The following is a 26,490-nucleotide window of genomic DNA, read 5'->3' as shown; positions in this document are numbered from 1 at the left end:
CAGAGGTAACCCCTTTGGCGTCGTCGAGCTTCCACAGGTTCCCAGCCTCGGCCGGGGCGGTCACCGGATCGGACGGGGAGCGTTCCGCCACTGTTAGTCGTTTGGCGTTGGCGAAGCAAATGAACGTGCCACAACCATTCGGTTGTTGAAGGGTCAGCGGGAATGATCGGTGCTGGCGTGCACCATCCCGTTGCTTTCCAGAAAGCGCAGACCGGCGATTTGTCTCAAGGCGATCAGCGCGGTTTCTTCCTTGTCGATCAGAAAAACGCCGCTGATGCGCATGCCGCCGAGATTTGGCTCGTCCAGGATGATCGGCGTCTTGCGGAAGCGGTTGAGGGTGGCGATCACCTCGTTTAACGGCTGGCCTTCAAATGCGAGTTGGCCTTTGGTCCACGCCAGCAAAATGCTGCGGTCAACGGCCAAAACCGGGCCGATTTTTCCATCAGTCACGGATACCTCTTCGCCCGCCGCGAGACGCTGCGTCGCTGCATCGCCATTGGCCGGCCGGATTTCCACCAGGCCCTCGGCGACGCTGACGCGGGTCTGCTTCGCCCCGGTTTCCACCACGAAACGGGTGCCGATATCGCGGATGTGATGCCCATTGGCCACAACTTCCAGCGGTCGTTGCGGATCAGCGCCAACGTTGATGGCGATCTGCCCCTCATGCAGCTCAATATGGCGCTGATCCTTGTCCAGGCGGAAGTGCAAGCGGGTGCGCGGAGCAAGGTCCAGTTCGCTGCCATCGCTGAGTTGCAGGTGCTTCCGCTCGCCGATGCCGGTGGCGACCAGCTCGCCCGGCGCGGTATGGAACAGCCAGCTGGCCAGCAGGGCCATGGCGGCCAGTCCGGCGGCACCATGCAACAACCGTCGCGCGCGCGGCTTGGCTTGCGGTGCAAGGCAGGCCGAGTGGTTCCAGATTTGCTCAAGAATTCCGAATTCCCGGGCGTTTTCCGGGCTGCCTGCCAGCCAGCCGGCAAAGGTCGCCCTTTCCTCGCGGGAAACATTTTCGCCATGCAGTCGGGCAAACCAGAAGGCGGCTTCTTCCTGGGCGCGTTCGCTGTTGTCAGCGGCTGGAGAGGCTTGGGGCGAATGGGGCATGCGCCGGATTCTCGGCAGGCTGGGGCGGGATGTCAAACGCCAGCCGAATGCTTGCTCCACAGGCGCCGCAATTGCAGCATGGCGTTGGCCAGTTGCTTTTCCACCATTTTGGCCGAAATGCCCATCTGCGCAGCGATTTCGTTCTGGGTCAGGGCGTCGAAGCGATGCAGGAAAAAAACCTGCCGGCACTTGGGCGGCAGGGTTTCGATGCCTTCTGCCAGGGCCTGTAGTTGCTGCCGCGCCGAGGCAATGCGCGCCGGGTCAGCCACCGGGTCGGGCAGGGAATCCTGAAAATCGTCAATCGGCAGCAGCAGCGGCCGGGTCTTGGCCAGGCGCGCCAGATCGATGAGCAGATTGCGCCCGCTGCGCAACAGGAAAGCGCGGGGATTTTGAATGGTCTCGACCGGCGGTTTCAGCAGCAAGCGAAGAAAAATCTCCTGTGCAGCATCCCGGCCGGCATCGCGGCAATCGAGCCGGCGCGCCAGGTAATCCCGCAAATGGTCGAAATGCTCGCGGTAAAGCTGCGCCAGGTCGAGTTCGCCAGGGGACTTCAGGGCAAGGGTGAAGGACATGCGGCAATGCTAAAGGCCTTGCCGGGTGATTTCCATGTGACATGTTGTCGCAGCTTGCCGGTTTCAGGTAGGGAGGTCGTCGCTGCATTCGTCTTGGTAGGTGAAGGCGCATTTCGTCGCCATTTGTTATCAGGGGGAAACATGCTGCAGAAACAAACGCCGGCCCGTTCGGAGAACGTCCGCAAATACCTTGCCGTCGCTGTATGGCTGGCCTGCCAGGCCGGTGCTGTGCTGGCCGGACCGAACGTCAGTGTTGAAATTGCCCAGCAGGAGCTAGCTTCTGCGTTGCGCCAACTGGCCAACCAGAGCGGGGTGCAGATCGTTCATGCGGCCGATCTCGTCGGCAGCAAGAAGGTCAAGGCCATTCGGGGTGAAATGAGTGTTGAAGAGGCACTTGGTCGTTTGTTGCAAGGCAGCGGCCTGGAATTCCGTCGCGATGGCGACAGCTACGTGATTGTCGCGGCTCCACATGCCGAGCAGAGCCTGAGCGAAATCGTGGTCACGGCGACGCGGACGGAGCGGCGGATTGATGAGGTGCCGGCGAGTGTCAGTGTGATTACCAGCAAGGACATCGGGCGCCAGCACCTGCTCAAGGTGGAGGACGCCCTGCGCAATATGGAAGGGGTGGACTTCAATGAAAGTTCGGCCATAGGGGGCAACGGTGGTCCTTCCATACGTGGGGTTGGCGGTTCATTCGCTGGCGCGACATCGGTGGTTCTGGTCGATGGCATGCCGACCGACTCGTCCATATCGAGCGTGGTTGGCCGTGGTGGCTTCAATTTTCTTGTTGCACAGGATGTCGAGCGGATCGAACTCGTGCGTGGTCCGGCGTCTGCACTTTATGGGCCAAACGTGATCGGCGGCGTGGTCAACGTTATTCCGAAACGCTGGAGCGGTCCGGCCGGGGCTGAGGTAGAAGCGGCTTTGGGTTCGCATGATGCGCGGTCATTTGGGGCGGCAGCCGGGATGGCGAACGAAGTAGTCGACTTTCGGTTGTCCGTGTTCGATTTCCGTACAGATGGCTATGTCGCGCAACGGGAACTTGATCCGGATGGAAGCAAAGATCTGAAATCGAGGGCATGGACGGATAAAAAATGGAACCTCAATGGTGGTATTCGCCCGTCAGACGATCAGGAAATCACCTTTGGCTTCCAGCAATTCAGAACTGATACGGACATGTTCGGTGGGCGTCCCAATTTTCGCGTCAAGAACGAAGGTGATGCTTATTCACTTGGGTACCGCAAGGATTTTGCCAATCAAAACTCGGTCAAATTGACATATCGCCATGCGGAATTGCTGCAATTCATGCCGTGGGATGACCAAGCGTGGAATTACAACATGGGCAGTTATATTCTCGCTGCCACCTGGTATCGCAAGAGCCGGACGGATACCGTCGAAGCGCAGACGGAACTGCATCCAGTTGCTGGCAACACCTTGATTGTTGGAGCGTCCTATCAAACAGCCTGGTATCAAGTCGGTTGGGATGATTTCCTGAATGGAGGTAGCTCCCGTACAGATTCTCAGGAAACGACAACTGGCCTGTTTGCCCAGGATGAGCATCGTTTTGATGATCTGACGCTGACCGTTGGGGGGCGCTACGACTGGATCAAGATGCATGGTGACAAGAGCAACGGTGCGACGACCTATCCCGATTCATCGGACGGCGTCTTCAATCCACGGCTGGGTCTGCGCTACCACCTGTCGCCGGCGAGTTCGGTTTATCTGTCTGCCGGAACGGCCTATGTGCCGGCACTGAACTGGATGAAATCGTCTGGCGGTAATCCAATGTGGCTCGACAATACCGGTTTGAAGCCGGAGACCTCAACGACCTACGAGATCGGGGCCAATCACCAGCTACCCTGGGGCAAGTTACGCGCAGCCCTGTACCACACCGACTATCAGGACAAGATTTCCACCATCCCGGTCGGCCCGGCCTGGCAGTACGTGAATATCGGCAAGACGACGGTAAACGGCTTTGAACTGGGCTTTGACGGCAGCCTGCCCGGCGGCTGGAAACCCTATGCCAATTACAGCTACACCGACTCGGTGATTCGCAAGAATCCCAATGACACGACGCTGGAGGGCAAGCACACCCAGCGCATCGCACCCCACAAGTTGAATCTGGGTCTGGTTTACGCGCCATCCAGTCAATGGGAGGCGCGCATCGGCGGCCGCTATGTCAGTTCCATCTATTTCACCGATGCCAATACCTCCGACCATCGTGCCTCCGACTATTTCGTCGCCGACGCCAAGGTTTCCATGAAGCTGCCGGTACCCGGTAGCGAGGTGTTTGTCGCGGTCAACAACCTGTTCGACAGCAAATACGTCGTCTGGGAATACGAACACGCAGATCGCCGCAATTTCTGGGCTGGGGTGAGTGCGAAGTTCTAGCAAGCCTGATCTGCAAAAGGTGCCGCGACCGCTTCTTGCGCCGTTCGCGGCATACCTGACCTGTTTAGCCTGGCCACGCGCAAAAACTCTTCAAGGAGATTCACATGGAAATCAAGGAAATTAGTTTTGAGACTCTGGAAGGCTGTAATGAAGCATTTGAAGTAATGACCGCCATGGCTTGCTGCGGCACGCAAGGCGGGATGATGTGCAAGTGCGGGGCCATGCGCTGAACAGCGCCGGCTTTTTTTCCAACCATTAACGAAACCGCCCGTGGCCGGGCTTCCCTCTTGGAAAAACCATGCTCGAAAAAAAGAATTTTCATGTCTTTCGGAAAGATGATCGCCATTTTCTCTTTCTGACGCTGCCGGTGGCGCTGTTTTCCATTGATGCCGAAACCTACGGTGTGCTGCGCAAAGTGGAAGTGGCGCGAACACTCGATGGCGATAGCGAAGCAACGCGCTGGGAGGAGGTTAACCAGTTTGCCGACCGTTACATGGAGCGCGCCAAACCGGCGCAATCGGTACGTTCGCCGGAGGACATTACCGACAAGGTAATTGGCGCCTATCTTTTCGTTTGTCAGGAATGCAATCTGAAGTGTGCCTATTGTTACGGCAACGAAGGCGAATACGGCAAGCGTGGCCGCATGAGCGAAACGGTGATGAACCGCACCTTCGAGCAGTTTTTCTCGGGAGGAGAAGGCAAGCACTTTGTCACTTTTTTCGGCGGCGAACCCCTGATGAATTTTCCGTTGATGGAGAAGACCGCTGAGCTGGTGCGGAGCTACCGTGACGAGGGCAAGGCGGATATCAATCTCTGTATCGTCACCAACGGCACCCTGTACAACCCGAAAATTGATGCTTTTTTCCGGGAACACATCAGCGATGTCACCTTCAGTCTGGATGGCCCGAAAGCACTGAACGACGCTCAAAGGGTGGCCAAGTCTGGCGACAGCGTCTACGACCTGGCCGAGGAAAATATCCGCAAGCTGACCAAGGATGCGCCTTTTGGCTGGTCCTTCCGCTCCATCGTTACTCGCGCCGGCTGCGATCAGGTGGGTGAAATTTATCAGCATATGGAAAGCTTCAATCCTGGCGGTATCGGCATTGTCGATGTCGACGCGCCCAAGGATGGCCCGCTTTATATCGGCGATGCCGACTACCAGCGTTTCCTGAAACAGGTTGTGGACATCAACCGACGCGGTCTCGCCAGCATCATGGATGGCGAAGCGCCGGTGGCTTTCGAGTATCCCTTCTACATCCTCTATTACTTTGTTTCCCGCCGCCATGCCTACTATCACTGCAATGCCGGGACCAACCTGCTGGCGGTGACGGCTGAGGGGGATGTCTATCCTTGCCACCGCTTCGTCGGCCTGGAGGATTTCAATATGGGCAACGTCAGCGATCCCGAACTGAAGTCCAGCGAACGTTACCAGGGCATCCGCCAACAGTTCATAGATGCCACGGTGGACAATCGCGAGGGCTGTCGCGACTGCTGGGCGCGCTACCTGTGCGGCGGTTCATGCGCCAAGTTCTCATTCTCCGAGCATGGCAGTATCTCGCCACCGGTAGCGCGCCATTGCCAATACATCAAGACCGTCGTCGAGGAACTGCTGCCCGATCTGGTGGCCTTGATGGAGCAACCGGAACAGCGCAGCAAACTGGTCACTCGGTTGGGCAATGCGATCCGTGGTGGTGCAGCGGATAGCCGGGCGCAGGGCGAAGTGCATGGCGCCTGATTGCCATGTCATCGTCGAGGCCGGCATCGTCTATTTTCCCGAGAGTGGCAAGTTCTATGCCGTGCCGCAAGGCATCGGCGAACGCCTGAAATCCTGGCTGGCCGGGCATGGCGAGGTGCCACCGGAGGCGGCTGCCATGCTCGCGGCGGAGGCGGGCAGGGGGAAAGCCGATCTGCCGCCCGTTGGAGGTGATGAAGGCGAGGTGCGCAGCCTGTGTTTGTACACCGCCCACGATTGCAATCTGGCTTGCACATATTGCTACAACCAGCGCGGGCGGGCGGTGGCGCCGTTGGCCATGATGTCCTTCGCCACCGCCAAGGCGGCGATTGACCGCTTCTTCTGGCGACCGGGCGTGCTCTATGCCATTGCGCTGTATGGCGGCGAACCCCTGCTGAACGTCGGCCTGATCGAACCCCTGGTCGACTACGCCGAACGTTTGCGGCGGGAACGGGATATTCGCATCGACTTCAGCCTGACCACCAACGGCACGGTCATGAACCGCGAGATACTGGCCTTGCTGGATCGTCATTTCGTGGCGGTGACGGTGAGTCTGGACGGCATCAAGGCGGTCAATGACCGGCATCGCCATGCAGAAAAGGGCGAACACAGCGTTCACGACCGGGCGGTGGCGACGATTCGTTTGCTCAAGGAAAACACCGGCTTGCGGGTTACTGTCAAGGGAACGCTGACCGCCCAGGGGGGGGGCCATTATCAGGAATCCCTCGCCTACCTGCGCAGCCTGGGAGCCGACAATGCCGCCCTTACCCCGGCTTTCGGGCCGGCAGAGGCCGATTGGGCGCTGGCCGGCGAGGTGTTCGAGCGTTACGTGGCGATGCAGGCCGGGAACGCTGCGGCGGACCTGGCCGACCTCGACGAAGCCGCCGAACCCTGGCACGAATACACCTTCCAGATCGTCGCCGGCCTGCTGACCAAGCGGCGCCTGCTGCGCCACTGCAACATCGGGCGCGACCTGGCGGTGATGGCCGATGGGGCTATCTATGCCTGCCATGGCTTGGCCGGTCAGTCGGCGTTTGCCATGGGACGGGTGGACGATCCGGCCAGTCCGGATTTCCAGCGCCTGCACGAAGATTTCGCCGGCCTTGATCTGCGTTCGGTCGACGGCTGTCAGCGGTGCTGGGCGCGTTACCTGTGTGGTGGCGGCTGTTATGCCAATGCCTGGTTCCAGAGCGGTTCCGTCCGCCAGCCGGATCGCGGCCATTGCGCTGTTTTCAAGGCCGTGGCCGAGAAGGTGCTGGTGGCCTTTGTCGACACCGTGGGACGGCCTGAGCAGGCGCAAGTGTTGTTGCGCAAGGTGCGCGGCATGATCGGCGCGCCGCCGCCTTCCCATGTCTGAAGTGTTGCGCAATCTCTATCTGGTGGTGGCCCAGGAATGCAATCTGGCCTGCACCTACTGTTACGCCGCCGGAGGCGGCTTCGGCCAGGCGGAACGCCATATGCCGGAGGCCATCATGCGGCGAGGCCTGGAGCGCCTGCTGCCCTTGGCCGGCGAACGGCTGACCCTGTCCTTCTTCGGCGGCGAGCCGCTGCTCAATTTCCCCTTGCTAGAGGAAACCGTTCGCCACGCCAGCCGCCTCGCGGCCGAAAGCGGGCGCGGGCTGTCCTTTGCCCTGACCACCAACGGAACGCTGCTCGATGAAGCGATGCTCGATTTCATCGAAAGGCACATCGCTTACCTGGCGATCAGTCTCGATGGCGATGCCGTGGCGAACAGCGGGCGGGTGTTCCGCGATGGTCGGCCGGCATTCCCGGTTATTCTGGACAATCTCGAACAGCTTCGGCAACGGCGCATCCCGTTTGCCCTGCGGGCCACGGTGACGCCGGCCAATGTCGGGCAGGTGGTGGGAACGGTCGCTTTTCTGTCCACGCTCGGCGCCCAGTCGGTGCGTGTGTTGCCGGCCCAGGGTGTGCACTGGTCGGTGGTCGAGCGGCAGCAACTGAGCCGCGTCATGGTCGAACTCAACCGGCGCGGCCTGCGGGCGCTGCTGGCCGGCGAAACGTCGACGGCTTGCGAGCATGCCCTGCGTCTGGCCGTTCACACGGTGGCTGGTGAAGATGCGGAGCGTCCATGCCTGGCCGGGGGCGGCATCCTGGCCCTGGCTGCCGACGGCATGCTCTACCCGTGCGAACATTTTGTCGGGGTCGATGAATTGGCCATGGGCCATGTCGATGACTATCCCGATGCGCGTTCGCGCCGCATCGTTGCCCGTTTTGCCGCGGCGACCACGGCGGGCCGGCCGCGTTGCCAGGCGTGTGCGGTGCGGGGCGTCTGCGGCGGGCAGTGTTATGCCGAGGCCTCCCTGGCGAACGGCAATATCGAGCTGCCGGCGGCGGATTACTGCGGGCGAATACACGCCACTTTCCGGGCGCTGGCGCCGGATTTGGCGCAAGGCATGGCCGATGTCGAGCAGGCCGGTCGTCTGCGCAGGGCCATCGGGGTGGAGTAGGAATGTCACCCGCTATCGTTGTCGACAATCTGGGGGTCGTCTATCCCAATGGGCAGCACGCGCTCGACGGTTTGTCGTTGCAAGTGCAAGCGGGGGAAGTATTCGGCTTGCTTGGCGCCAACGGCGCCGGAAAAACCACGCTCATCAAGATTCTGGCCAGCCTGATGCGGCCGAGCCGGGGGATGGTGCGCGTGCTGGGGCTGGATCCCGGCGAGCAGCCGGAAACGATCAAACGCCAGTTGGGCGTGGTACCCCAGGAGAACAACCTCGACGTGGATCTGGATGTGCGTGCTAACCTGGTTTTCCATTGCCGTTATTTCGGCCTGCGCCGGGCTGACATCACGACGCGGGTCGGTCACTGGCTGGAGCAACTCGGCCTCACCGACAAGGCCGCTGCGGAAATCATGCACCTGTCCGGCGGCACCAAGCGCAAGGTGATGCTGGCCAAGGCCTTCCTCACCTCGCCGCGCTTGCTGGTGCTGGATGAGCCGACCAGCGGTCTAGACCCGGAAATCCGGGCGAGCATCTGGCGGCATATCCGCGACTTTCGCGATGGCGGCGGCACGGTTTTCCTGTCTACCCACCACATGGAAGAGGCGGAGCGCCTGTGTGACCGGGTGGCGTTGCTGCGCCGGGGCCGGATTGTCGCCTGCGATACGCCGACGGCGTTGGCGACCGGGCTGAATGGCGGCCTGGAAGCCTTGTTTCAGGAAGCGGCGGGCGCGGAGGATGGGCGATGAGTTTTGTCTGGGCCATGCTGGCCCGCAATTTCGCTGTCGAGTGCCGCTCGTTGCGGGTCAGCTTCACGCGCATGGTGCTGCAACCGGCGATCTATCTCTTCGTGTTCGGCTATGTCGTGGGCCGCATGCTGCCGGCAGGAAATTCCGGCAACTATGCAGCGGTGATGGCGCCGGGGGTGGTGGCGATTTCGCTGATGAGCGCGCCGTATCTGGTGGTCGGCAGTTCCATCCTGTCCGGCTTTTACTTCCGGACCATGGAAGCCTGGCTGCTGTCTCCGGTCGGCGTGCGCGCGCTGTTGCTGGCCCTGCTCGCCAGCGGCACGCTCTACGGCATGGCCAGCGCCGCCGTGGCGGTCGGCCTGATCTGGATCATCCTCGGCATCGTCCCGGAAAACTGGTTGCTGATCGCCTATTTCTGCTTTTTCGGCTCGCTGCTATTTTCGTTGCTGGCGGTGGTGGTGTTGCTGGCACCGGCCACGCCAAAACAGGGGCAGGACATTTTTTCCCTGCTGATGATGCCGATGACTTTTTTCGGCTGTACCTTCTACTCCTTCGCCATGCTGATTCCGCCTTTCGACAGCGTGGCGCTGCTCTTGCCGACCACCTATCTCAGCGAGGGGCTGCGGGCGGCCTATGCGACCGGTGGCGGCAGTCTGCCGACCCACTGGGTGGCGGCGGGACTGGCGGCGACCACACTGCTTCTCGTGCCGCTGGCCGATTGGGTGGCGGCGCGTCGCCTGCGGAATTTCACCTGGTGATGCGGCGGAGCTGGTGCTTGGTTTTTCTGCTGGCGAGCTTGCCGGCGAGTGTGCTGGCGCAGGGCGAAAACACGGCTGAAACCGACGTCTCGGTTATCACCGCCGCCGACATCGCCCGCGAGAAGCCGGCCAGCTTGCTGGAGATGCTGAAGCGGCGAGTCGGGCTGGACGAGAACAACAGCGTCATCAGCATGCGCGGGGTGCGCGGCATTGCCGTGGTGGTCGATGGCTTCGTTTCTTCCGTCAGCGAGTTGTCTGCCTTGCGCCCGGAGCAGGTGGAGCGCATCGAAGTGTTGCGCGGCGCGGCGTCGGCGCGTTTCGGCGCCGAGGCGATGGGCGGGGCGATTGCGGTGACGACGCGGCCGGCCGGCGGTCGGCAGAATCCTGCGGTCAACCTGACGCAGGGGCTGGATTCCCGTGGCGGCAGCTATACCCGGGTGGGCGGCAGCGGCGAACGCGCCGAGCTGGCCTGGGCGCTGCTGGCGGAAAGCCGCGAGGACAAGGGTTTCCGCACCGTGCCGTGCTCGCCTTTTCCCTACCAGATCACAGTGGCCGACGAGCATGGCCGAGGCACTTCCGTGGACGGCAAGCTGGCCTGGAACGGCAGCGATTTTGCCAGTTCGTTGAACCTCAAGCACTCGGACAACCGTTCCTTTTTCGGGCGCCCGAACTGGGCCTTCGACTGGCAAACCGATACTGCCCGCAGCCAGTTTTCCTGGAAGGTGAACGAACGCTGGTCTCTGGAGGCCGCCTTGGGCGAAGATCGTTACGCCACGGCCGGGGTGCGGGATCGCGGTAGCGGTATCGACGCCGCCGGCCTGGCGGCGGACCAGTGGCTGACCCAGAATTCCCGCCAGCGCGAGGCCTCGGCGGCGCTGGTTTGGCAGGACGGCGGCTGGCAGGGGCGGCTGGGCGGCAGCCTGATCGAACTGTCGGAACAATTCAGCGCCAGCGATTACGCCAGCCGCGCTTTGCGCACGCAGGCCGATTCGCTGATCCGCAAGGAGGCGCTGTTCGCTGCCGGTGAAATGCCGCTCGGCGCCGGTCGTCTGGAACTGGGCCTGCGCCGTGACTGGCAACGCTACGTGTCATCACGCGTGGTCGATGCCGGCCCGCCCTGGCAGGAGACGCTGGGCGGCGGTGTGGTCAAGGCGGCGACCAGCCCGAAGATTGCCCTTTCCTGGCCGCTGGGCGAAGCCACCCGCCTGCGCGGCAGCCTGGGCAGCGGCTTTTCGCCGCCGCAGGCGACGCAGTTGTACAACGGCTTTGTCAGCGCCGGCTCGGTGACGCTGGCCAACCCGGCCTTGAAGCCGGAGCGCTCGACCACCGCCGACCTCGCCCTGCTCGGCAACTTGGCCGGCGGCAACGGCGGCATCACCCTGTTTGCGACGCGCTGGCAGGACAAGATCGCCGTGCGCATCCTCGATTACGGTTCGCCGGTGGTGCAGCAGGCGCAAAACGTCGGCGAGGTGCGGGCGTACGGGCTGGAAACGCACTGGTCGCAGCCGCTGGCCGAGCGTTGGCAGCTCAACGCCAATTACACCTACACCCGGACCCGTATCGTCCGCGACCAGTCGGCGCCGCAACTGGTCGGCAACGCGCTGCCGGACATGCCCCGGCACAAGGCAAATTTTGTCCTGAATTACGCGTCGACCGCAGGATTTTCCGCCCGCGCCAAATGGCGCCTGGTCGGCAGCGCCTACACCGACGAAGCGAATACCGTGGTCGATAGCCAGGGCTACCGCTGGAAAAAGGCGGCCTACGACGTGCTCGACCTGGCCACCAGTTGGCGGGCCAAAGGCTGGGAAGCGACGCTGGCGCTGGACAACGTCTTCGACCGCGACTACGTCAGCGGCTTCTTCTGGCATGGCGAACCGCGCACCCTGCGCGGCGAATTCATTTTGCGTTTTTGACTGGCAAGGAGTTGTGCATGCGCAAGCAAGCGATTTTCCCCGTTCTCTTCAGCCTGAGCATGCTGCTGGCGACGCCGGCGCAGGCCTGCCGGCCTTTCGGCTCCTACCAACTGGTGGAGGATAAAACCGGCGGCATCTGGTTCACCGAAGGCGACAACAATGCCGTGTCGCGGCTGGCGCCGGACGGCAGCGTCAAGGCCTATCCGCTGCCGACGAAAAATGCCGAACCCAGCGCCCTGACGCTGGATCGCCGGGGCAACCTCTGGTTTGTCGAAATGGACGGCGGCAAGATCGGTCGTCTGGCACCCGACGGGCGCATTCGGGAATTTCCTACTCGTGACGGCCATCCCGGCATGGTCGCGGTCGACCGCCGGGGTGAAGCGTGGTTCACGCAGATGTCCGGGCATGAAAACGACAGTGACGAACACGCCGGCCATGGCAGCGCGATGCTCGCCAAGGTCGGTCGCATCGACGGTCAGGGAAAGATGCACGATTTTCCCGTGCGCGAGGGCTGGCCGACTTCACTGGCCTTCGACCGCCAGGACCGCGCCTGGGTGACCATCCTCGTGCCGGGACACAATGGAGCGCGGCCCAAAGGGCAACTGGCGACGCTGTCGCACGATGGCCAGTGGACCACCGTGGCGGCGTGGGAGAACAGTTGTCCGAGCAACCTGACGCCGGTCGCCGGCGGCCTCGCCTTCTCCGATCACTGCCGTTTCGTGCTGGGGCGCATCGCCGCCGATGGCAAACTTACCGAGCAGAAACTGCCCGACGCCACCTACATCCAGCAAATGTCGGCGGCAGCGGATGGCGTGCTGTGGTTTTCCGGCGACGAACGCGGCCGTATCGGGCGCATCGCCCCGGATGGCGCCGTCGCCTACCTGCCGGAACGGCCCGATAGCGACGACCAACTAATGGCCGTCAAGGTGCTGCGCAACGGTGACGTGGTGTTTTCCGAGTTCTACAACTACAACATCAACCGCCGCACGAAGAACGGCGACTACGTCGAACACCTGGTCAATATCGAGGAACGGCGGGGCAGCCGCGAAGTGCGCGACGGTGAAGTCTGCTACGTGCAGTTCGCCTCACGCATCGCCGGCAAGGCCGAGATGGACCAGAAACGCGCCGCGGAAGTGCGCAGCGGCCAGTTCAAACCCGACGGTGCTGGCACGGAAAAACTGGTCGAACAAAAATGCCTGGCCTGCCACGACGCACGCCGTCTGCTACTGTCGCGGCGCAGCGACTGGACGCCGAGCCTGACACGCATGCACTCCTACCGCCAGCTACGCGGTGTGGAGTCGCTAACGCAGGAGGAGACAACACGGCTGGTGCGTTATTTAAATGGTTATTACGGCTTGGCACGGTGAACTAAGGGCAATGTGATAATGCGCCTCCCGTTTCACGAGGCCGCCATGACCGGTTCTGCCCTGATAGTGCAAGGCACCACTTCCAACGCTGGCAAATCGACGCTGGTCGCTGCCCTGTGCCACTTTCTCAAGCGGTGCGGGATTTTCGTGGCGTCGTTCAAGCCGCAGAACATGCCCTTGAACTCGGCGGTGACGGTGGATGGTGGCTGATTTGGCGGGCGCAAGCGCTACCCCCCCCAGATCGCGCCCGGTTGAGCGGCAGCTAATTGCTGCATTGCCGTCGGATGCCGACCGCCAGCCCAAGGTCGGCTTTGGCCGAGGTGCTGCCATTTGTTGCTGACAGAGATATTTTAGAGGCAGGAAATAACTGTTTTATGGACTCAAGCTAAGTTTCAGACCTGTTTTTTCAGTCTCCAAGCTGCTACTTCTATATTAAAGATCCCAATACGGTGTAGGTCCAAAACGATCTAGAAGGAACTCAATAAACGCGCGGACTTTTAAAGGCAAATGCCGATTCGGCAGATGAACGGCAAAAATAAAACGCTCGGTTGGCACATAGCCTGGCAAGACCTCGACCAGGCGGCCTTCCTGCAGATCCTTGCCGACGATAAAGGTCGGCAGCAGAGCCAGCCCGAGGCCGCCGAGCACGGCCTGGGAAAGTGCCTCGTCGTCATTGATGCGCAGGCTACCGGTGACCGGGATCGAGACATTGCCGTTGTCGCCCTTGAGATGCCAGACCCCTTGGGTATCCATGAAGCTGTAGTCCAGACAATTGTGCTGGCCAAGATCCTCGGGATTTAGCGGAATTCCCCGGCGGGCAAGGTAGGACGGGCTGGCGCAGATCTTTCGACGGATCGGGGCCAATTGACGGGCAACGAGATTCTGTCCGGGTTCGCGGGTAATACGCAGGGCGATGTCATACCCCTCATCGGCCAGGTCGACCAGTCGGTCGCTGATGGTCAGATCGACGTTCAGGTCGGGATAGCGGACCATGAACTCCGGCAAGGCGGAGGCCACATGCATCGTACTGAACGCCACGGGAGCACTGATCTTCAGTTTCCCGCGCGGCTCCTGGTGCAGACGGGAAATCGTCGTGTCGGCCAAGCTCAGTTCTTCCAGTATCCGGTCGCAGTGCTCGAAATACGCTTCGCCGACATCGGTCAGGCTAAGGCTGCGCGTGCTCCGGTGTAGCAGCCGGACGCCCAGATCGCTCTCCAGCCGGGCAATCGCCTTGCTCACCCGCGACTTGGAGACATCGAGTCGTCGAGCCGCCGCGGAAAAGCTCCTGACCTTGACCACGTGGGCGAAGAACAGCATGTCATTGATATCGTGCATGGCGCCCACCAACTGTTATCAAAATAGAAACAGTTTTGTTCAAAAAGGATGGCTTATCAAGCACCGTATCCAACCCTATCATCAAAGCCTTCAAAAACGGCCGAGCCACCTTATCAACACGACGCCCAAACATGACCAGACCAGCTCGTTCGGCATGGTCGTTGGGACCCCCAGCTGAGTCCGCTCACGTGTCACCTTAATTCTACGCCCCAAACCGGGGCGCCGATTGTCGCCGTTCGAATATCAATCAAGGAGGGGTTTGCCAAGGTACGACGGCATGGGCTTAACCCGATTTCAAAAAATTCATCAAGCAATCAGACAGGGAAGAGACAATGCGTTACCGGAATTTTGAGGACTTCATCCAGCACGTGGCCAGCCGGAATCCGGGGCAGCCTGAATTCCTGCAAGCGGTCAGCGAAGTCATCGAAAGCTTGTGGCCGTACATCGCACGCCATTCGAAATATGCCGAACACGGGCTGCTCGACCGCCTGATCGAACCGGAACGGATCATCATGTTCCGCGTCGCCTGGGTCGACGACCATGGCGAGGTTCAGGTCAATCGCGGCTACCGCATCCAGCACTCCTCGGCCATCGGCCCCTACAAGGGCGGCATCCGCTTCCACCATTCGGTCAACCTTTCGATCCTCAAGTTCCTGGCTTTCGAGCAGACCTTCAAGAATGCCCTGACCACCTTGCCGATGGGCGGTGGCAAGGGCGGCTCCGACTTCGATCCGAAGGGGCGCAGTCCGGGCGAGGTGATGCGTTTCTGCCAGGCATTCGTCAGCGAGCTGTTCCGCCATGTTGGCTCCGATACCGACGTTCCGGCCGGCGACATCGGTGTCGGCGGACGTGAAGTCGGCTTCATGGCCGGCATGATGAAGAAGCTCTCCAATCGCGCCGACTGCGTGTTTACCGGCAAGGGCCTGAGTTTCGGCGGCTCGCTGATCCGTCCCGAAGCGACTGGCTACGGCACGGTCTATTTCGCGGAGCAGATGCTCAAGCAGCGCGGCCGCAGTTTCGAGGGGCTGCGCGTCAGCGTTTCCGGCGCCGGCAATGTGGCCCAGTATTCAGTCGAGAAAGCCATGGCCCTTGGCGCCAAGGTCGTCACGGTGTCAGATTCGAGTGGAACTGTCGTCGACGAAAGCGGCTTCACGCCGGAAAAACTGGCCGAACTGATGGAGGTGAAAAACCATCTTTACGGCCGCGTCAGCGATTACGCCAAGCGGGTCGGTGCCGCCTTCCACCCGGGCTTGCGCCCGTGGCATGTGCCGGTCGATGTCGCCCTGCCGTGCGCGACGCAGAACGAAGTGGACGGCGAAGATGCCAGGATGCTGGTCAAGAACGGCGTGATCTGCGTCGCCGAGGGTGCCAACATGCCATCGACGGCCGATGCCGTGAAGATCTTCGAAGGCAACGGGGTGCTCTACGCCCCAGGCAAGGCCAGCAATGCCGGCGGCGTGGCCACTTCCGGCCTGGAAATGAGCCAGAACGCCATGCGTCTTTCTTGGCAGCGCGACGAGGTTGATGCCCGCCTGCACGAAATCATGTGCAACATCCATGAAGCCTGCCTGAACTATGGTCGCGATGCAGGCGGCAAGATCAGCTACGTCAATGGCGCCAACATTGCCGGCTTCGTCAAGGTGGCCGATGCCATGCTCGCCCAGGGCGTAATTTAAAACCATTTCAATACCGAAGGAGCTCCCCATGTTTCCTGAATATCGCGACCTGATTTCCGAATTAAAGACCAGCGACAGGTACTTCCAGTCCCTGTTCGAGAAGCACAACACGCTTGATCAGCGGATCAAGAACATTGAGTCCCGGCTGGAGTCCGGCACGCCCGATGAGATTGAGGTCCTGAAAAAGAAAAAGTTGGCGATTAAGGACGAGCTATACGGGCTGCTCCAGAAGATCAGCCTCAGTCGCGTCAAACCCTGAAGACAGCATGCAAGGCTTCCGCAGCAATACGATCGCCCCTGGTTATCGACGGTACGAGAGGTACCCCGTCAGCTGTGAAATAGATGGCGAGATCATCACCGGCAACTACTGGATTGCCGGGATGATTCTTGTCGTTTCGACTGCAACGGGGGGCACAAGCCGGCAACTAGCCAACAGCAAGCCGGCAGATTTGGCAAAAATCCTGCTGAAAAGACTTCTGCTGACTAACCGCGAACGCAGATTTGCTGCCGTCCAGGCGCCGTAAGAACCCCGTATGCGCGATCTTCAGAGGGTCAATATCGAAACGCACCTCAAGAATAGCGCCATCTTCAATGAACTCGGTGAGGAGGCCATCGCCCAGATCGCCAAGGTCGCCCGCGAGGTACGCTGTGACAGGGGATTCACCATCTTTCATCGCGGGGATTCCTGCACCGGGTTTCATATCGTCGTTTTCGGGCAGGTCAAGCTGTCGTTCACCTCGGCCCAGGGCGTCGAGAAAATCCTAGAAATAGTTCAACAAGGCCAAAGCTTTGGCGAAGCCATGATGTTCCTGGAGAAACCCTACGCTGTTTCGGCCCAGGCACTCAACAGCTGTTTGCTGTTGCACATCTCGAAATCGGCAGTCTTCAGCGAAATGGAGCGTAATCACGGCATCATGCGCAAAATGATCGGCAGCCTGGCACACCAGACACATCACTTGATGCTTGATGTCGAAGGCTACACCCTGCTCACCGGCAAACAGCGCATCATCAGCTACCTGCTCGATCAGCTGAAGAATGGCGAGCCGGGCAGTGAAACAGTGTCTATCGACCTTTCGGTCAGCAAAGGCGCCATCGCCTCACGGCTAAATCTGACCAAGGAGCATTTCTCGCGCATCCTGCATGAACTGAGTGATCTCGACCTGATTCGGGTCGATGGGCGGCACCTGACGATTCCCAGCATGAAACGATTGAGCATCTACCAATTCGAACAGCCTAGCGGTCCCAGTACGGCTCCTCGCCAATATGGGAAATCATGAAATCAATGAATACCCTGACCTTACTGGGCAGGTGGCGTGTCGGCAAATACATTGCATAGACATAGCGCTCGACCGGGATGTACTCGGATAAAACAGCCTGCAAGTTGCCACTTTGCAGATCCTTGCCAATGATGAAAGTCGGCAACAGGCCTACCCCTAGCCCACCGAGGACGGCTTGCGATAGCGCCTCGTCGTCATCGACATGCAACGGGCCATTGACCGGTACGGCAATCTCACCTTCCGGTCCGGTAAAGCGCCAGCGCCCTGGCTCTCCAGAGCGCGTGTAGTCCAGACAGTTGTGAGCAACCAGATCGGCGGGAGTCTGAGGAATACCCTTCCTACGAAAGTAATCCGGTGTCGCGCACAACTTCCGGCGGACCGGTGCCAGCGGACGTGCCACGAGATTCAACTGGGGGTCGCCGGTAACATGGATAGCTACGTCATATCCCTCCTCGGCCAGGTTCACCCAGCGGTCGGTGATGCTGAGGTCTATCTTGAGTCCCGGATGGAGCGGCAAAAATTTGGCGAGGGCGGGCGCGACATGCAGCGTGCCGAAAGCAACCGACGCGCTGACGCGAAGAACCCCCCTCGCTTCGCTGTTCAGGCTGCCGACCAGTTGTTCCGCTTCCGTTGCTTCCTCAAGGATACGGGAACAATGCTCTGCAATCGCGGCGCCGATTTCAGTCAGGCTGAGGTAGCGGGTTGTCCGGTTCAGCAGGTGAGCGCCAAGCGATTTTTCCAACTTGGCAACAGCCTTGCTGACCGCCGACCGCGAGCACCCCATCCGCCGCGCCGCTTCCGAAAAACTACCTGCCTCGACCACACGGGCGAAAACTGCCATCAGATTCAAATCAGCCATTGATGCTTTCGCTCCCTTGATAAACCCCAATCATTGTTGCCTGATCGGCTACATTGTGATGCCATTTTTCTGCCTAGTCTGATGGTGAGGCGAGTATTAACATTCCCTCACATGACACATCAAAATTTTGCTTTAGCCCAGAAAATACCCAGCAAATCCGACGGATTTGAAACTCCAATTGTCGGCACAGCAGACTATCTGCGCTTACGTCAATATGTAATGAGCGACAAATTGGCAGACGAGCTGGATCGAGCGATTGTAGTCGAAACAGAACAGGTCCCAGAGGACGTGGTTCGCATGCACGCCCGTTGCACTTATATCGACTGCCGTATCGGAACACAACGAGAGATCGAATTGGTTTATCCGGATGAATCAGACCCGGCGATGGGCAAAATCTCCGTGTTGACACCAGTGGGTAGTGCGTTGATCGGACTCCGGGTGGGGCAGGAAATTGCCTGGGAGTTTCCCGATGGTTCCATGCGCTACCTAAAGGTCGCAAGCGTTACCCAGAGTGCTGAATAGCCCTCCCAACCGCATAGTACTGTTTGATATGGCCAGGGCCAGCGGCAGACTATGTCAATGATGTTTTATAACAACGGAGAAGTCCAATGGAAGCATTTTTCACTACTATCGCAGAGACACAAAAGAACGCCTTGGAGGCGGCTGCATGTTTTAGCGATAACTGCTTGATCGCAGCCGAGCGGATTACCCAACTCAATATCGAGGTAGCCCGTATTGCATTTGAGCAATCCGCAGAGATGGCTCTTCATTGCTGGGAGTACAGTCTTTCAAAGGCAAGACCGTGATTGGCTGGGTGTCTCAAGCCGTTGGAGCAATATTTTCTCGCGTGTTGCATACTCACCAAAGCTTAGCTTGGTGAGTGTGCTGTTCGGGTCGCCGTACGAGATGTTCGATGACTCCACCTGGAAAGAAACGATTGCCGACCCACTACATCATTGGAGATACGTTCTAGGAGTTGGTTGTATTTGCTGCTGGCTGGACTGCTGGAAATTGGATGGCCTGTCGGGTTGAAATGGGCGCAAGAGCCTGCAACTCGTTGGCAGGGTATCGCGGTAGCACTGGTGTTTATGGCAGCCAGCGGATTTTTCCTCTGGCTAGCTCAACGTCACATCCCTATGGGGACGGCGTATGCTGTTTGGACCGGGATAGGCGCTGCCGGAACCTTTTTAGTGGGTGTGCTATTTTTTGGTGATCCGTCCTCAGTAATGAGATACATCGGAGTGCTGCTTATCGTAGCTGGCGTGGCAACATTGAAGCTTGCTCACTGACCTCCTGCGCTCGGATGCTCGTGACGGGTAATAGTGAGAGCAAGCAGAATTGTTAGGCTGGTATTCGACGTGATGCACACTTGAACGGCAGTTCACCGCCGCATTCCCGCCTGAATCTGTTCGGAGTGCCAACGTCAGCATTGGCCGAACAGTGGAAGGTCCAAAAAAAAGCCTGGCAAATGCCGGGCTTTGTTTATCTACTGTCCGACAGATTATATTGTTTCCGATCACAAACAGATCGTGCCGGTGTCGATTAACGATGGCGGTTTTCAATAAAAAGTCATTATCATCAATTGGTTACAATTGCCTATGCGAGACCTTCACCGATTAACGATGGTGGTTTTCGTCAAATTTGCATCAGGAGCGATCACGAAATAAGCGCAACAAGCCGATCGTGCCGGTGCAGATTAACGATGGCGGTTTTCAATAAATAGTCATTATCATCAATTGGTTACAATTAACTATACGAGACCTTCACCGATTAACGATGGCGGTTTTCGTCAAATTTGCATCAGGAGCGATCACGAAATAAGCGCAACAAGCCGATCGTGCCGGTGCAGATTAACGATGGCGGTTTTCAATAAATAGTCATTATCATCAATTGGTTACAATTAACTATACGAGACCTTCACCGATTAACGATGGCGGTTTTCGTCAAATTTGCATCAGGAGCGATCACGAAATAAGCGCAACAAGCCGATCGTGCCGGTGCAGATTAACGATGGCGGTTTTCAATAAATAGTCATTATCATCAATTGGTTACAATTAACTATACGAGACCTTCACCGATTAACGATGGCGGTTTTCGTCAAATTTGCATCAGGAGCGATCACGAAATAAGCGCAACAAGCCGATCGTGCCGGTGCAGATTAACGATGGCGGTTTTCAATAAATAGTCATTATTACCAATCGGTTATAGCTAATTCGAGCTTATCGTTCTCGGCATTTATATCCTTCAACCTCTTGGCATACGGTGAGTACAAACAGCATCGGCCCCATAGCTCACAGAATCTCCCTGTGCACTTAAACGGAAGGCAACTCATCCATCAAGCTGAAGAAGATGAGATCCTCTCTAGTTGACGGCCGACCGGGGATCGTACGAAACCTTAACAAAAGATGTAACCACTCTGATGCGTTGAATAAATTCGGCCTGTCCACCGTCGCCACCGGAATATGTTTGTTTCCCGTCACTTGGCTATGCCCAAGAACACCGCCAAACAACGCTCTTCCTCCAGTGCATCACACGAGATAACCAACCAATATCGCATCTTAGAAGCATGCACTTTTGCGGACATTTTTTGCCCAAAGCCCCGAAAAGGAAAAACAGCCTGTTACGGCCACTGGCGAGCGGCGTGAAGCACCCGCAAGATAGTGACCTCGGCCGACATCTCGCGATAGACCACAACATAGTTGGGCCGAATTACCATTTCTCGTGTGCCCTTCATTCGGCCTGGCTTGTAGAGCTTGGGATGACTGACCAGGACATTGGTTTTGGCCTCGATTTCCTCGTCCAGTTCCAGCGCCGCGCCGGGGTTGTCCAAGGCTATGTAATCCATGATTGCCGCCCGGTCCTCGTAGGCCATCGGTCGCCAGACCAGGCGAATCATTTATCGGCGGCCTGCTTGAGTGCTTTCCGGCGAACCGCAAAATCGGCCGATACTTGATGACCAGGGAGGCTGGGCCGCGGATCGTCAATGGCATCCTGCACCTGGGCACGAAACCACTTATCGTAAGCGGCTGCCTCGTGGGCGCGTTTCATGCGCTCGGAAGAATCTGCCCTAGCGCTCTTGGTCACGTCGCCTGCGCTGTAGTTGCTGGCATCGAGCAGGTCGACGCGAACAATGTGCAATTCGTTCTTGAGGTAGTTCATGCAGGTGTCCAGGCTGCTCCAGGTGCGCGGTTTGTCAGTACGCTGCACGCCGAGCGGCTTTTCGGTCATGCCGAGTTTGAGCATGACCGACCAGCCACCCGGCAAACCAATGATGGAAGCACCCATGATGGCGCTGGCTTCGACCAGGCGCCGGGCCATGGCGGTGTCAATCGTATGTGTGCTCATGAAAAACCTTGCGGTAGTGATGGACAAGCAATAGATAGTAGTGTGCGGATCATTTAATAAATCTGCAAGCGCAGATTTAAACCATCACGGGAAATCCCCCGGCTATGCCGGGGTGGCAAAGGGCACCTGATGTCAGATCATGTTCACATGCTGATTGCGATACCGCCGAAGTATGCGGTGTCACAGGTAGTGCCTCAGCTGCAAAGCGCTTCGCTTGTGCCAGCTGCCCAAATTTCATGATGGCTGGCGCAAGGTCATTCCAGACATTCAAGGCCGCCGGACTATACAACCGCCATTGTTCGGCAATCCAGACTCGCGTTCGCGGATGGAGTACGGCCACGATAGCGGCAACTATTACAGCCATCTTCAACCAAGGAGGAAGACGACTGATAACGGTTGCAATAGCAGATAAAAGCGCTTGAATTGCACCAATCGCAACCGTGCCCAGCATAACCCCTGAGATACGAATACCCACATCCATGACGGATGCCCGCGCGTATTCGCGCATGGTCATAATGAATTCGGGGTATCCGGAAAAAGTTGTTGGTTTTGATTTTTACGGCCATCGGCCAGCAACTTCATTCTCCGGAAATTCTTGTGGGTTTGGCGATGACTACCCTGTGTAGTGCATCTCTCCCTGCGTAGTTGAACGCCGGCATATCTCCCGGTATGATGACTTTGCTTTCAGGTGCATTGAGCACCTTGCAAGGTGAGCTGTCACCGGGCTATTGCGGCCATCACAGCCTGTCAAAATTGAGCACGACTTTTTGTAGGGTCGTGGTCTGCCAATACAAGTTGTAACGTCACTGTTTCGTCAGAAACGAAAGCTCAAGAGCTATACAGCTTGAGGGCGCAAATCTCAAAACCCTGCGGGTACGCTATGCCCGCATAGGGTATGGCTCCGCGTATTTTTAAGGAGTTATTCAAGTGTCACTTTCCTCTTTGGGCGGGACGCTAAAAGTCCGCATTGCTTACGTTCAAGCCAAGTTTACCAATCTCTTGATGCCGTCTGACGCTTCTTCTGAAGAAATGTATGACGTAATGAGGGATGCTGAAGAATGAGGGCTTTGCTATTACCGGAATGATGAGCACGAGCCGCCTGCGCTGTTCCGGGATGAGCCGGCTCTGTTGCAAGCCTGGCAGTACGGCTACAACTTTGCTGCTGAGTCTGCGGAAATGGCCAAATGCAGTTCTTGCAACGACGGCACGGGCAATCCCTGTCCGTGCCATGGCTGACCTTGCATCGCGTACAAAATTTGATACACTAATGTAAGGGAGGCATATGAGCGAGAAACCGATTGACTGGCGAGGGTCTTCGCTGCGAGACATCAAGGATGACGACATCTTCACACCTAATGCTCGCAAGGAGGCAGGACACCAGCTTAGTCAGGTTCAGGCAGGGCTTGAACCCGACGACTGGAAGCCGTTCGATGTGGTTGGTGCGGGAACGAAAGAAATCCGCATCAATCTCGACGACGGTTGGTTCCGCGTAATGTACGTCGCCAAGTTTCCGGAAGCGGTTTATGTGTTGCACTGCTTCAAGAAGAAGACGACTTCAACCAGCAAACATGACAAGGACATTACGGCCGCTCGCTACAAGGCTGTTATCCAGGAAAGGAGTAAGAAATGAGCATCGAGACCAAATCCATGCACATTACCCCTGTCGGCGGCAACGTGTTCGCAGACTTGGGGTTCGAACCGAAAGAAGCGGCAGCGCTGAAGGCTGAATCGCAACGAATCATCTCCGAAAAGCTGTCCATCAAAGATTCCTTGATGACCGAACTGGCGGGATGGATTGAAGCGAAGAAGCTCAAGCAAGCTGAAGCGGCGGAGATTCTTGGCGTGACACGTCCGCGTGTTTCCGACGTAATCAACAAGAAGGCCATTAAATTCACCATTGACGCATTGGTGGACATGCTGGCAAGGACAGGCAAGCACGTTCAGTTGTCTGTCCAGTAATTCTCACCAACCCCCGCGCAGTTCTGCTGCCGGGGGTTTTTTACATCTGAAATCCGCAAAATGACTGGCATCCTGAACCTCCCCGGCCTCCGAGAACTTGACCGGAAGGAGCTTGAGGACGAATACCACATCAAAGCCGAGCCAGCGGCCATATCCCGCCTCTGTCCGCATTGCGGCGAGCTCCACATGGCACTGGGAGAGGTGCTCATAGCGATCAATATAAACAGTAAAAGTGCGATCCACATAGCCAGAGTGTACGGAGAGCGAATGCGCAATTTTGTCGTTCAGTACTTCTGGGCAAGAGGATATTTCGTGTCGACGGTTGGGCGAGATGAAGGGGTGATTCGGAAGTGCATCCGAGATCAAGAGAAGGAGGACGAGCGGTTGGATCAGTTCAATCTCGTGTGACCGATGGGGCGCCAGAGGATGGCGCCAAGAATTCGGGGCCGCGTTAGAGTCCCCGCATAGCCGCTTTGAGCGGCTCACATAATTAAGGCCACCGGCTCTACCGGGGGATTGTTACTCTGGCGCTCGACTTCTAGACATAACGCCAGTTTATGGGCGGCGCCTGCCTATCCATTAGCTTCAGCTTATTTTTACCATTTCGGGGCATTGGGCAAAAGCAGCCTAAGACCCCCTAGTTAATTCGCCATGGATCAAAGTACATAATTTATATGCTTGATTATTGTTATTATCAGGCGTTTATATTTTTATGTTTTTCCTGTATTCTCATTACGTTGCAAGAACTTCTTAACATCGATTCAATGGCTTACTGATGACCGACCGGAAAATCAACGGCGCACACTTTGCCTTTTATCGTGGCTGGCTTGAAGGTTTGAACCTTGCTGACCTTGGCGAACGCTACCTGGTCACCGGGCGTGATCTTCCTCGCGCAAAGCAAACGTTGCGTTGGTTGCAGGACGAACTGTATTCGGCAGCTCGTAAATCAAAGCCACCACTGGCGCGACTGCTCAAGCTTTCTCCATCTCAAATCCAGCGCATCGAAACCCAGCCAACGGTCAGCCTTAATGATTTTCAGGCCGAGGTCGATCCGGACTTTTTCTACACAGAAGCTGAGCTGGTCGAGCTTTTCGAAGAGCGCTACGGTTCCGCAACAGACAAATCCATTTCCCGTAAAGCTCACCGCAACGAGCGATTGATCCGAAAACTGCGCGATACGGTGACTTGGCTGGAAGACTGGATTGCTGAAGATCCGAAGCAAGATGATCCTGTGGACGCCTGGTTGGAGAAAGCAATTGCAGAGCGTCTGATCGCCGCTGACTTAGGGGATTTGCGCAAATTGGCAGACAGCATGAAGAAGCGTGGGCAGCTTTGGTACCGGAAGGTGCCGAAAGTCGGACCTGTCGCAGCCCAGCGTATCCAGCGCTGGATGGCGGAGAACAAGCTCATGCTGTCGGAAAACCTTCCTGTTATTACCAAGCCAAATCCACGGTTGATGCCTCTCGAAGCAGACATTGTTCCCATGGAGCGGTTGATGCTCCCGAACGATCTGAGCGGGATTTCCGGATCAAACCGTTGTTATTCGAACAAAATGGAAGCCCGAGACGACTTTGACGCCATAAATACGTGGCTAAGGAGCATTGGCTCGAAGGAACACACAGTCCGCAGTTATCGAGGGCAGGCTGAACGCTTCCTGCTTTGGATGGTCTTCGAGCGTCAAAAAGCCCTCTCCTCCGCAACTATAGAAGATTGCATCAGCTATCGGGATTTCCTCGACTCTCTGGAGGAAGGGAAGCTCTGGTTCTGGAACCTGCCCCGAGAACGTTGGATCGGTGCCCGCTCCACGCCTCGATGGTGTGACGACTGGAAACCCTTTGCCGGACCGTTGTCACCTACCAGTCAGAAGCAGGCAATCTCAACTCTAACAACGATGTGCGAATGGCTCGTTCGTCAGAAATATTTGGATTCCAACCCGTGGGATGGCGTTTCCTGTAACTACTCACCTGAAGCGAAAATTCGCGCAGATCACAGCCTCACGATGGAGCAATGGCATACAGTCATTGCAGCCACAAATGAGATGGATCGCAGTGAAAAGTTTCACCGGCTCTACCTTGCATTGGTGTTTGCCTATGGCCTGGGTCTGCGTCTTTCTGAAATTACCGAAGCCCGCATAGCTTTGCATAAAGAATATCCAGGTAAGCCTAATCCCGGCATCAAACGTGCGCTTGATGGAAACGGCTGGGACATCGAGGTGCTTGGCAAGCGAAACAAGCTCCGGACTGTGCCGATTCCGAATGCAGTCATGGCAGCTATGTCCCATTACGGAGAGGTGATTGGCCTTGGTCGTGATGTTGCATCATGGCCTGAAGGACAACGGATTTTCCTGACCCTTGGCGATGGCTCATGGCGGGTCAAGAAAAAAGACTTCTACGAACGGCAGCCAATGTCCGAGTCCCAGATCTACCGGATGTTCAAAGCCCATTTCAAGATTGCTGCCTCAAAAATGGAAACAGCGATGGATGCCGGGCACTTGATCCAGGCTTCAACGCATTGGCTGCGCCACACGCACGCCACGCACGCATTGGAAGCCGGAGCAGAGATCCATGAGGTGCAGGAGAACCTCGGGCATAGCAGCGTCGCCGTTACCGCGATCTACACCCATGCAAGTAGAAAACGGCGGAAATCCGCCGTTGAGAAACTGATGGCCTTTGCCCAGCTGTCTTGAGAAAAACCGCTAATCAACATTAATTTGGCATGATGGACAAGATCCCGGACGAGACCTGAGTTGCCAAAGGTGTCGATCAGCCCGCGAGGCTTGTTTCGATTGGCTTTGCAAAAAAGCGTTGATTCAGCCAGATCGGCTGAAAAGCTAACCACATCTGGCTTCTTCGGACTTTTTCCAAACAACTCAACAACCATTACATTCAGACGCGCCTCTTCGGCATAAAGGCGATCGCTATCTCTCTTTGCCTCGGCTTCCTCACGGGCGATATCCCTAAGTTCATTGGCCTGAGTGGCACCAAGAGTCTTTGGGGTCAC

General features: G+C 57.8%; 27 protein-coding genes and 3 pseudogenes. 23 read left to right on the top strand and 7 right to left on the bottom strand.

The window, feature by feature from the left end:
- Nucleotides 1–153: 153 nt before the first annotated feature.
- Nucleotides 154–1,098 (bottom strand): FecR family protein, encoded by a 945-nt coding sequence (locus tag KIG99_RS20500; protein ID WP_226461960.1) that lies wholly within the window; start codon nucleotides 1,096–1,098, stop codon nucleotides 154–156.
- A gap of 32 nt (nucleotides 1,099–1,130) precedes the next feature.
- Nucleotides 1,131–1,670, bottom strand: coding sequence for an RNA polymerase sigma factor (locus tag KIG99_RS20495; protein ID WP_226461959.1), 540 nt, complete (start codon nucleotides 1,668–1,670; stop codon nucleotides 1,131–1,133).
- Between the two features lie 141 nt (nucleotides 1,671–1,811).
- Here KIG99_RS20495 and KIG99_RS20490 point away from each other — a divergent pair, with 141 nt between their 5' ends.
- The 10 genes and pseudogenes from KIG99_RS20490 to KIG99_RS20450 form a co-directional block, all read left to right on the top strand.
- Complete coding sequence (locus KIG99_RS20490; protein ID WP_226461958.1) at nucleotides 1,812–4,061, top strand: TonB-dependent receptor domain-containing protein; 2,250 nt, start codon at nucleotides 1,812–1,814, stop codon at nucleotides 4,059–4,061.
- 104 nt (nucleotides 4,062–4,165) lie between these two features.
- A complete protein-coding gene (locus KIG99_RS20720) occupies nucleotides 4,166–4,291 on the top strand; it encodes a hypothetical protein (RefSeq protein WP_264180626.1) in 126 nt (41 codons plus the stop codon).
- A gap of 68 nt (nucleotides 4,292–4,359) precedes the next feature.
- The gene (locus KIG99_RS20485; RefSeq protein WP_226461957.1) at nucleotides 4,360–5,796 is read left to right on the top strand and encodes a radical SAM/SPASM domain-containing protein; all 1,437 of its coding nucleotides are present in this window, start codon (nucleotides 4,360–4,362) and stop codon (nucleotides 5,794–5,796) included.
- Nucleotides 5,786–7,150, top strand: a complete 1,365-nt coding sequence (locus KIG99_RS20480; RefSeq protein WP_226461956.1) for a radical SAM/SPASM domain-containing protein — start codon at nucleotides 5,786–5,788, stop codon at nucleotides 7,148–7,150. The genes KIG99_RS20485 and KIG99_RS20480 overlap by 11 nt, the downstream gene beginning before the upstream one ends.
- Entirely contained in the window at nucleotides 7,143–8,261 is a 1,119-nt protein-coding gene (locus KIG99_RS20475) for a radical SAM/SPASM domain-containing protein (protein ID WP_226461955.1), read from the top strand. The genes KIG99_RS20480 and KIG99_RS20475 overlap by 8 nt, the downstream gene beginning before the upstream one ends.
- A 2-nt stretch (nucleotides 8,262–8,263) precedes the next feature.
- The gene (locus KIG99_RS20470) at nucleotides 8,264–9,001 is read left to right on the top strand and encodes an ABC transporter ATP-binding protein (RefSeq protein WP_226461954.1); all 738 of its coding nucleotides are present in this window, start codon (nucleotides 8,264–8,266) and stop codon (nucleotides 8,999–9,001) included.
- A complete protein-coding gene (locus KIG99_RS20465) occupies nucleotides 8,998–9,759 on the top strand; it encodes an ABC transporter permease (RefSeq protein ID WP_226461953.1) in 762 nt (253 codons plus the stop codon). Before KIG99_RS20470 ends, KIG99_RS20465 begins: the two co-directional genes overlap by 4 nt.
- Before the next feature lie 17 nt (nucleotides 9,760–9,776).
- Nucleotides 9,777–11,672 (top strand): TonB-dependent receptor, encoded by a 1,896-nt coding sequence (locus KIG99_RS20460; protein ID WP_226461952.1) that lies wholly within the window; start codon nucleotides 9,777–9,779, stop codon nucleotides 11,670–11,672.
- Nucleotides 11,673–11,689: 17 nt separating this feature from the next.
- Complete coding sequence (locus KIG99_RS20455) at nucleotides 11,690–13,039, top strand: virginiamycin B lyase family protein (RefSeq protein ID WP_226461951.1); 1,350 nt, start codon at nucleotides 11,690–11,692, stop codon at nucleotides 13,037–13,039.
- Nucleotides 13,040–13,084: 45 nt separating this feature from the next.
- Nucleotides 13,085–13,269: pseudogene (locus KIG99_RS20450) on the top strand (nucleotide-binding protein); the annotation flags it as partial.
- 202 nt (nucleotides 13,270–13,471) lie between these two features.
- Here KIG99_RS20450 and KIG99_RS20445 read toward each other — a convergent pair.
- On the bottom strand, nucleotides 13,472–14,374 hold the full coding sequence (locus KIG99_RS20445) for a LysR family transcriptional regulator (protein WP_226461950.1): 903 nt from the start codon (nucleotides 14,372–14,374) through the stop codon (nucleotides 13,472–13,474).
- A 332-nt stretch (nucleotides 14,375–14,706) separates the two neighbouring features.
- Between KIG99_RS20445 and gdhA the strand changes: the two genes are divergently transcribed.
- From gdhA to KIG99_RS20425, 4 genes are read left to right on the top strand one after another with little or no spacing between them, the layout of a single operon-like run.
- A complete protein-coding gene (gene gdhA, locus KIG99_RS20440; RefSeq protein ID WP_226461949.1) occupies nucleotides 14,707–16,050 on the top strand; it encodes an NADP-specific glutamate dehydrogenase in 1,344 nt (447 codons plus the stop codon).
- 28 nt (nucleotides 16,051–16,078) lie between these two features.
- On the top strand, nucleotides 16,079–16,309 hold the full coding sequence (locus KIG99_RS20435; protein WP_226461948.1) for a YdcH family protein: 231 nt from the start codon (nucleotides 16,079–16,081) through the stop codon (nucleotides 16,307–16,309).
- Nucleotides 16,310–16,316: 7 nt separating this feature from the next.
- Nucleotides 16,317–16,574 carry a hypothetical protein gene (locus tag KIG99_RS20430; RefSeq protein WP_226461947.1) on the top strand — a complete coding sequence of 86 codons (258 nt, stop codon included), beginning with the start codon at nucleotides 16,317–16,319 and terminating at the stop codon, nucleotides 16,572–16,574.
- Nucleotides 16,575–16,583: 9 nt separating this feature from the next.
- A complete protein-coding gene (locus KIG99_RS20425; protein ID WP_226461946.1) occupies nucleotides 16,584–17,327 on the top strand; it encodes a Crp/Fnr family transcriptional regulator in 744 nt (247 codons plus the stop codon).
- Here the strand turns inward: KIG99_RS20425 and KIG99_RS20420 are convergent.
- Nucleotides 17,284–18,186 carry a LysR family transcriptional regulator gene (locus KIG99_RS20420; RefSeq protein WP_226461945.1) on the bottom strand — a complete coding sequence of 301 codons (903 nt, stop codon included), beginning with the start codon at nucleotides 18,184–18,186 and terminating at the stop codon, nucleotides 17,284–17,286. The two genes, KIG99_RS20425 and KIG99_RS20420, sit on opposite strands and share 44 nt — an antisense overlap.
- Nucleotides 18,187–18,297: 111 nt before the next feature.
- Between KIG99_RS20420 and rnk the strand changes: the two genes are divergently transcribed.
- From rnk to KIG99_RS20405, 3 genes are all read left to right on the top strand, one after another.
- On the top strand, nucleotides 18,298–18,708 hold the full coding sequence (gene rnk, locus KIG99_RS20415; RefSeq protein WP_226461944.1) for a nucleoside diphosphate kinase regulator: 411 nt from the start codon (nucleotides 18,298–18,300) through the stop codon (nucleotides 18,706–18,708).
- An 86-nt stretch (nucleotides 18,709–18,794) separates the two neighbouring features.
- Nucleotides 18,795–18,992 carry a hypothetical protein gene (locus KIG99_RS20410; RefSeq protein WP_226461943.1) on the top strand — a complete coding sequence of 66 codons (198 nt, stop codon included), beginning with the start codon at nucleotides 18,795–18,797 and terminating at the stop codon, nucleotides 18,990–18,992.
- 174 nt (nucleotides 18,993–19,166) lie between these two features.
- Nucleotides 19,167–19,475 carry a DMT family transporter gene (locus KIG99_RS20405; RefSeq protein WP_264180625.1) on the top strand — a complete coding sequence of 103 codons (309 nt, stop codon included), beginning with the start codon at nucleotides 19,167–19,169 and terminating at the stop codon, nucleotides 19,473–19,475.
- 1,331 nt (nucleotides 19,476–20,806) lie between these two features.
- Here the strand turns inward: KIG99_RS20405 and KIG99_RS20400 are convergent.
- Together KIG99_RS20400 and KIG99_RS20395 are read right to left on the bottom strand one after the other, a co-directional pair.
- Entirely contained in the window at nucleotides 20,807–21,082 is a 276-nt protein-coding gene (locus tag KIG99_RS20400) for a type II toxin-antitoxin system RelE/ParE family toxin (protein WP_226461942.1), read from the bottom strand.
- Nucleotides 21,079–21,531, bottom strand: coding sequence for an antitoxin PaaA2 family protein (locus KIG99_RS20395; protein WP_226461941.1), 453 nt, complete (start codon nucleotides 21,529–21,531; stop codon nucleotides 21,079–21,081). Before KIG99_RS20395 ends, KIG99_RS20400 begins: the two co-directional genes overlap by 4 nt.
- Before the next feature lie 117 nt (nucleotides 21,532–21,648).
- Here KIG99_RS20395 and KIG99_RS20390 point away from each other — a divergent pair.
- From KIG99_RS20390 to KIG99_RS20825, 6 genes and pseudogenes are all read left to right on the top strand, one after another.
- Nucleotides 21,649–21,724 (top strand): annotated as a pseudogene (locus KIG99_RS20390) (transposase); the annotation flags it as partial.
- Nucleotides 21,725–22,458: 734 nt separating this feature from the next.
- The gene (locus KIG99_RS20715; RefSeq protein WP_264180624.1) at nucleotides 22,459–22,593 is read left to right on the top strand and encodes a hypothetical protein; all 135 of its coding nucleotides are present in this window, start codon (nucleotides 22,459–22,461) and stop codon (nucleotides 22,591–22,593) included.
- Between the two features lie 220 nt (nucleotides 22,594–22,813).
- Nucleotides 22,814–23,161, top strand: a complete 348-nt coding sequence (locus KIG99_RS20385) for a type II toxin-antitoxin system RelE/ParE family toxin (RefSeq protein ID WP_226461940.1) — start codon at nucleotides 22,814–22,816, stop codon at nucleotides 23,159–23,161.
- Complete coding sequence (locus KIG99_RS20380) at nucleotides 23,158–23,490, top strand: helix-turn-helix domain-containing protein (protein ID WP_226461939.1); 333 nt, start codon at nucleotides 23,158–23,160, stop codon at nucleotides 23,488–23,490. The genes KIG99_RS20385 and KIG99_RS20380 overlap by 4 nt, the downstream gene beginning before the upstream one ends.
- 219 nt (nucleotides 23,491–23,709) lie before the next feature.
- Nucleotides 23,710–23,898 (top strand): annotated as a pseudogene (locus KIG99_RS20375) (transposase); the annotation flags it as partial.
- 367 nt (nucleotides 23,899–24,265) lie between these two features.
- A complete protein-coding gene (locus KIG99_RS20825) occupies nucleotides 24,266–26,176 on the top strand; it encodes a tyrosine-type recombinase/integrase (protein WP_319002425.1) in 1,911 nt (636 codons plus the stop codon).
- On the opposite strand, the gene KIG99_RS20360 is transcribed toward KIG99_RS20825, so the two are convergent.
- Nucleotides 26,104–26,490 carry a hypothetical protein gene (locus tag KIG99_RS20360; protein ID WP_226461938.1) on the bottom strand — a complete coding sequence of 129 codons (387 nt, stop codon included), beginning with the start codon at nucleotides 26,488–26,490 and terminating at the stop codon, nucleotides 26,104–26,106. The genes KIG99_RS20825 and KIG99_RS20360 overlap by 73 nt on opposite strands.

The sequence above is a fragment of the Quatrionicoccus australiensis genome (assembly GCF_020510425.1).
GTDB lineage: Bacteria > Pseudomonadota > Gammaproteobacteria > Burkholderiales > Rhodocyclaceae > Azonexus > Azonexus australiensis_A.
The sequence above is the reverse complement of the archived record's forward strand: the minus strand, read 5'-3'. Positions and strand labels throughout refer to the sequence as shown.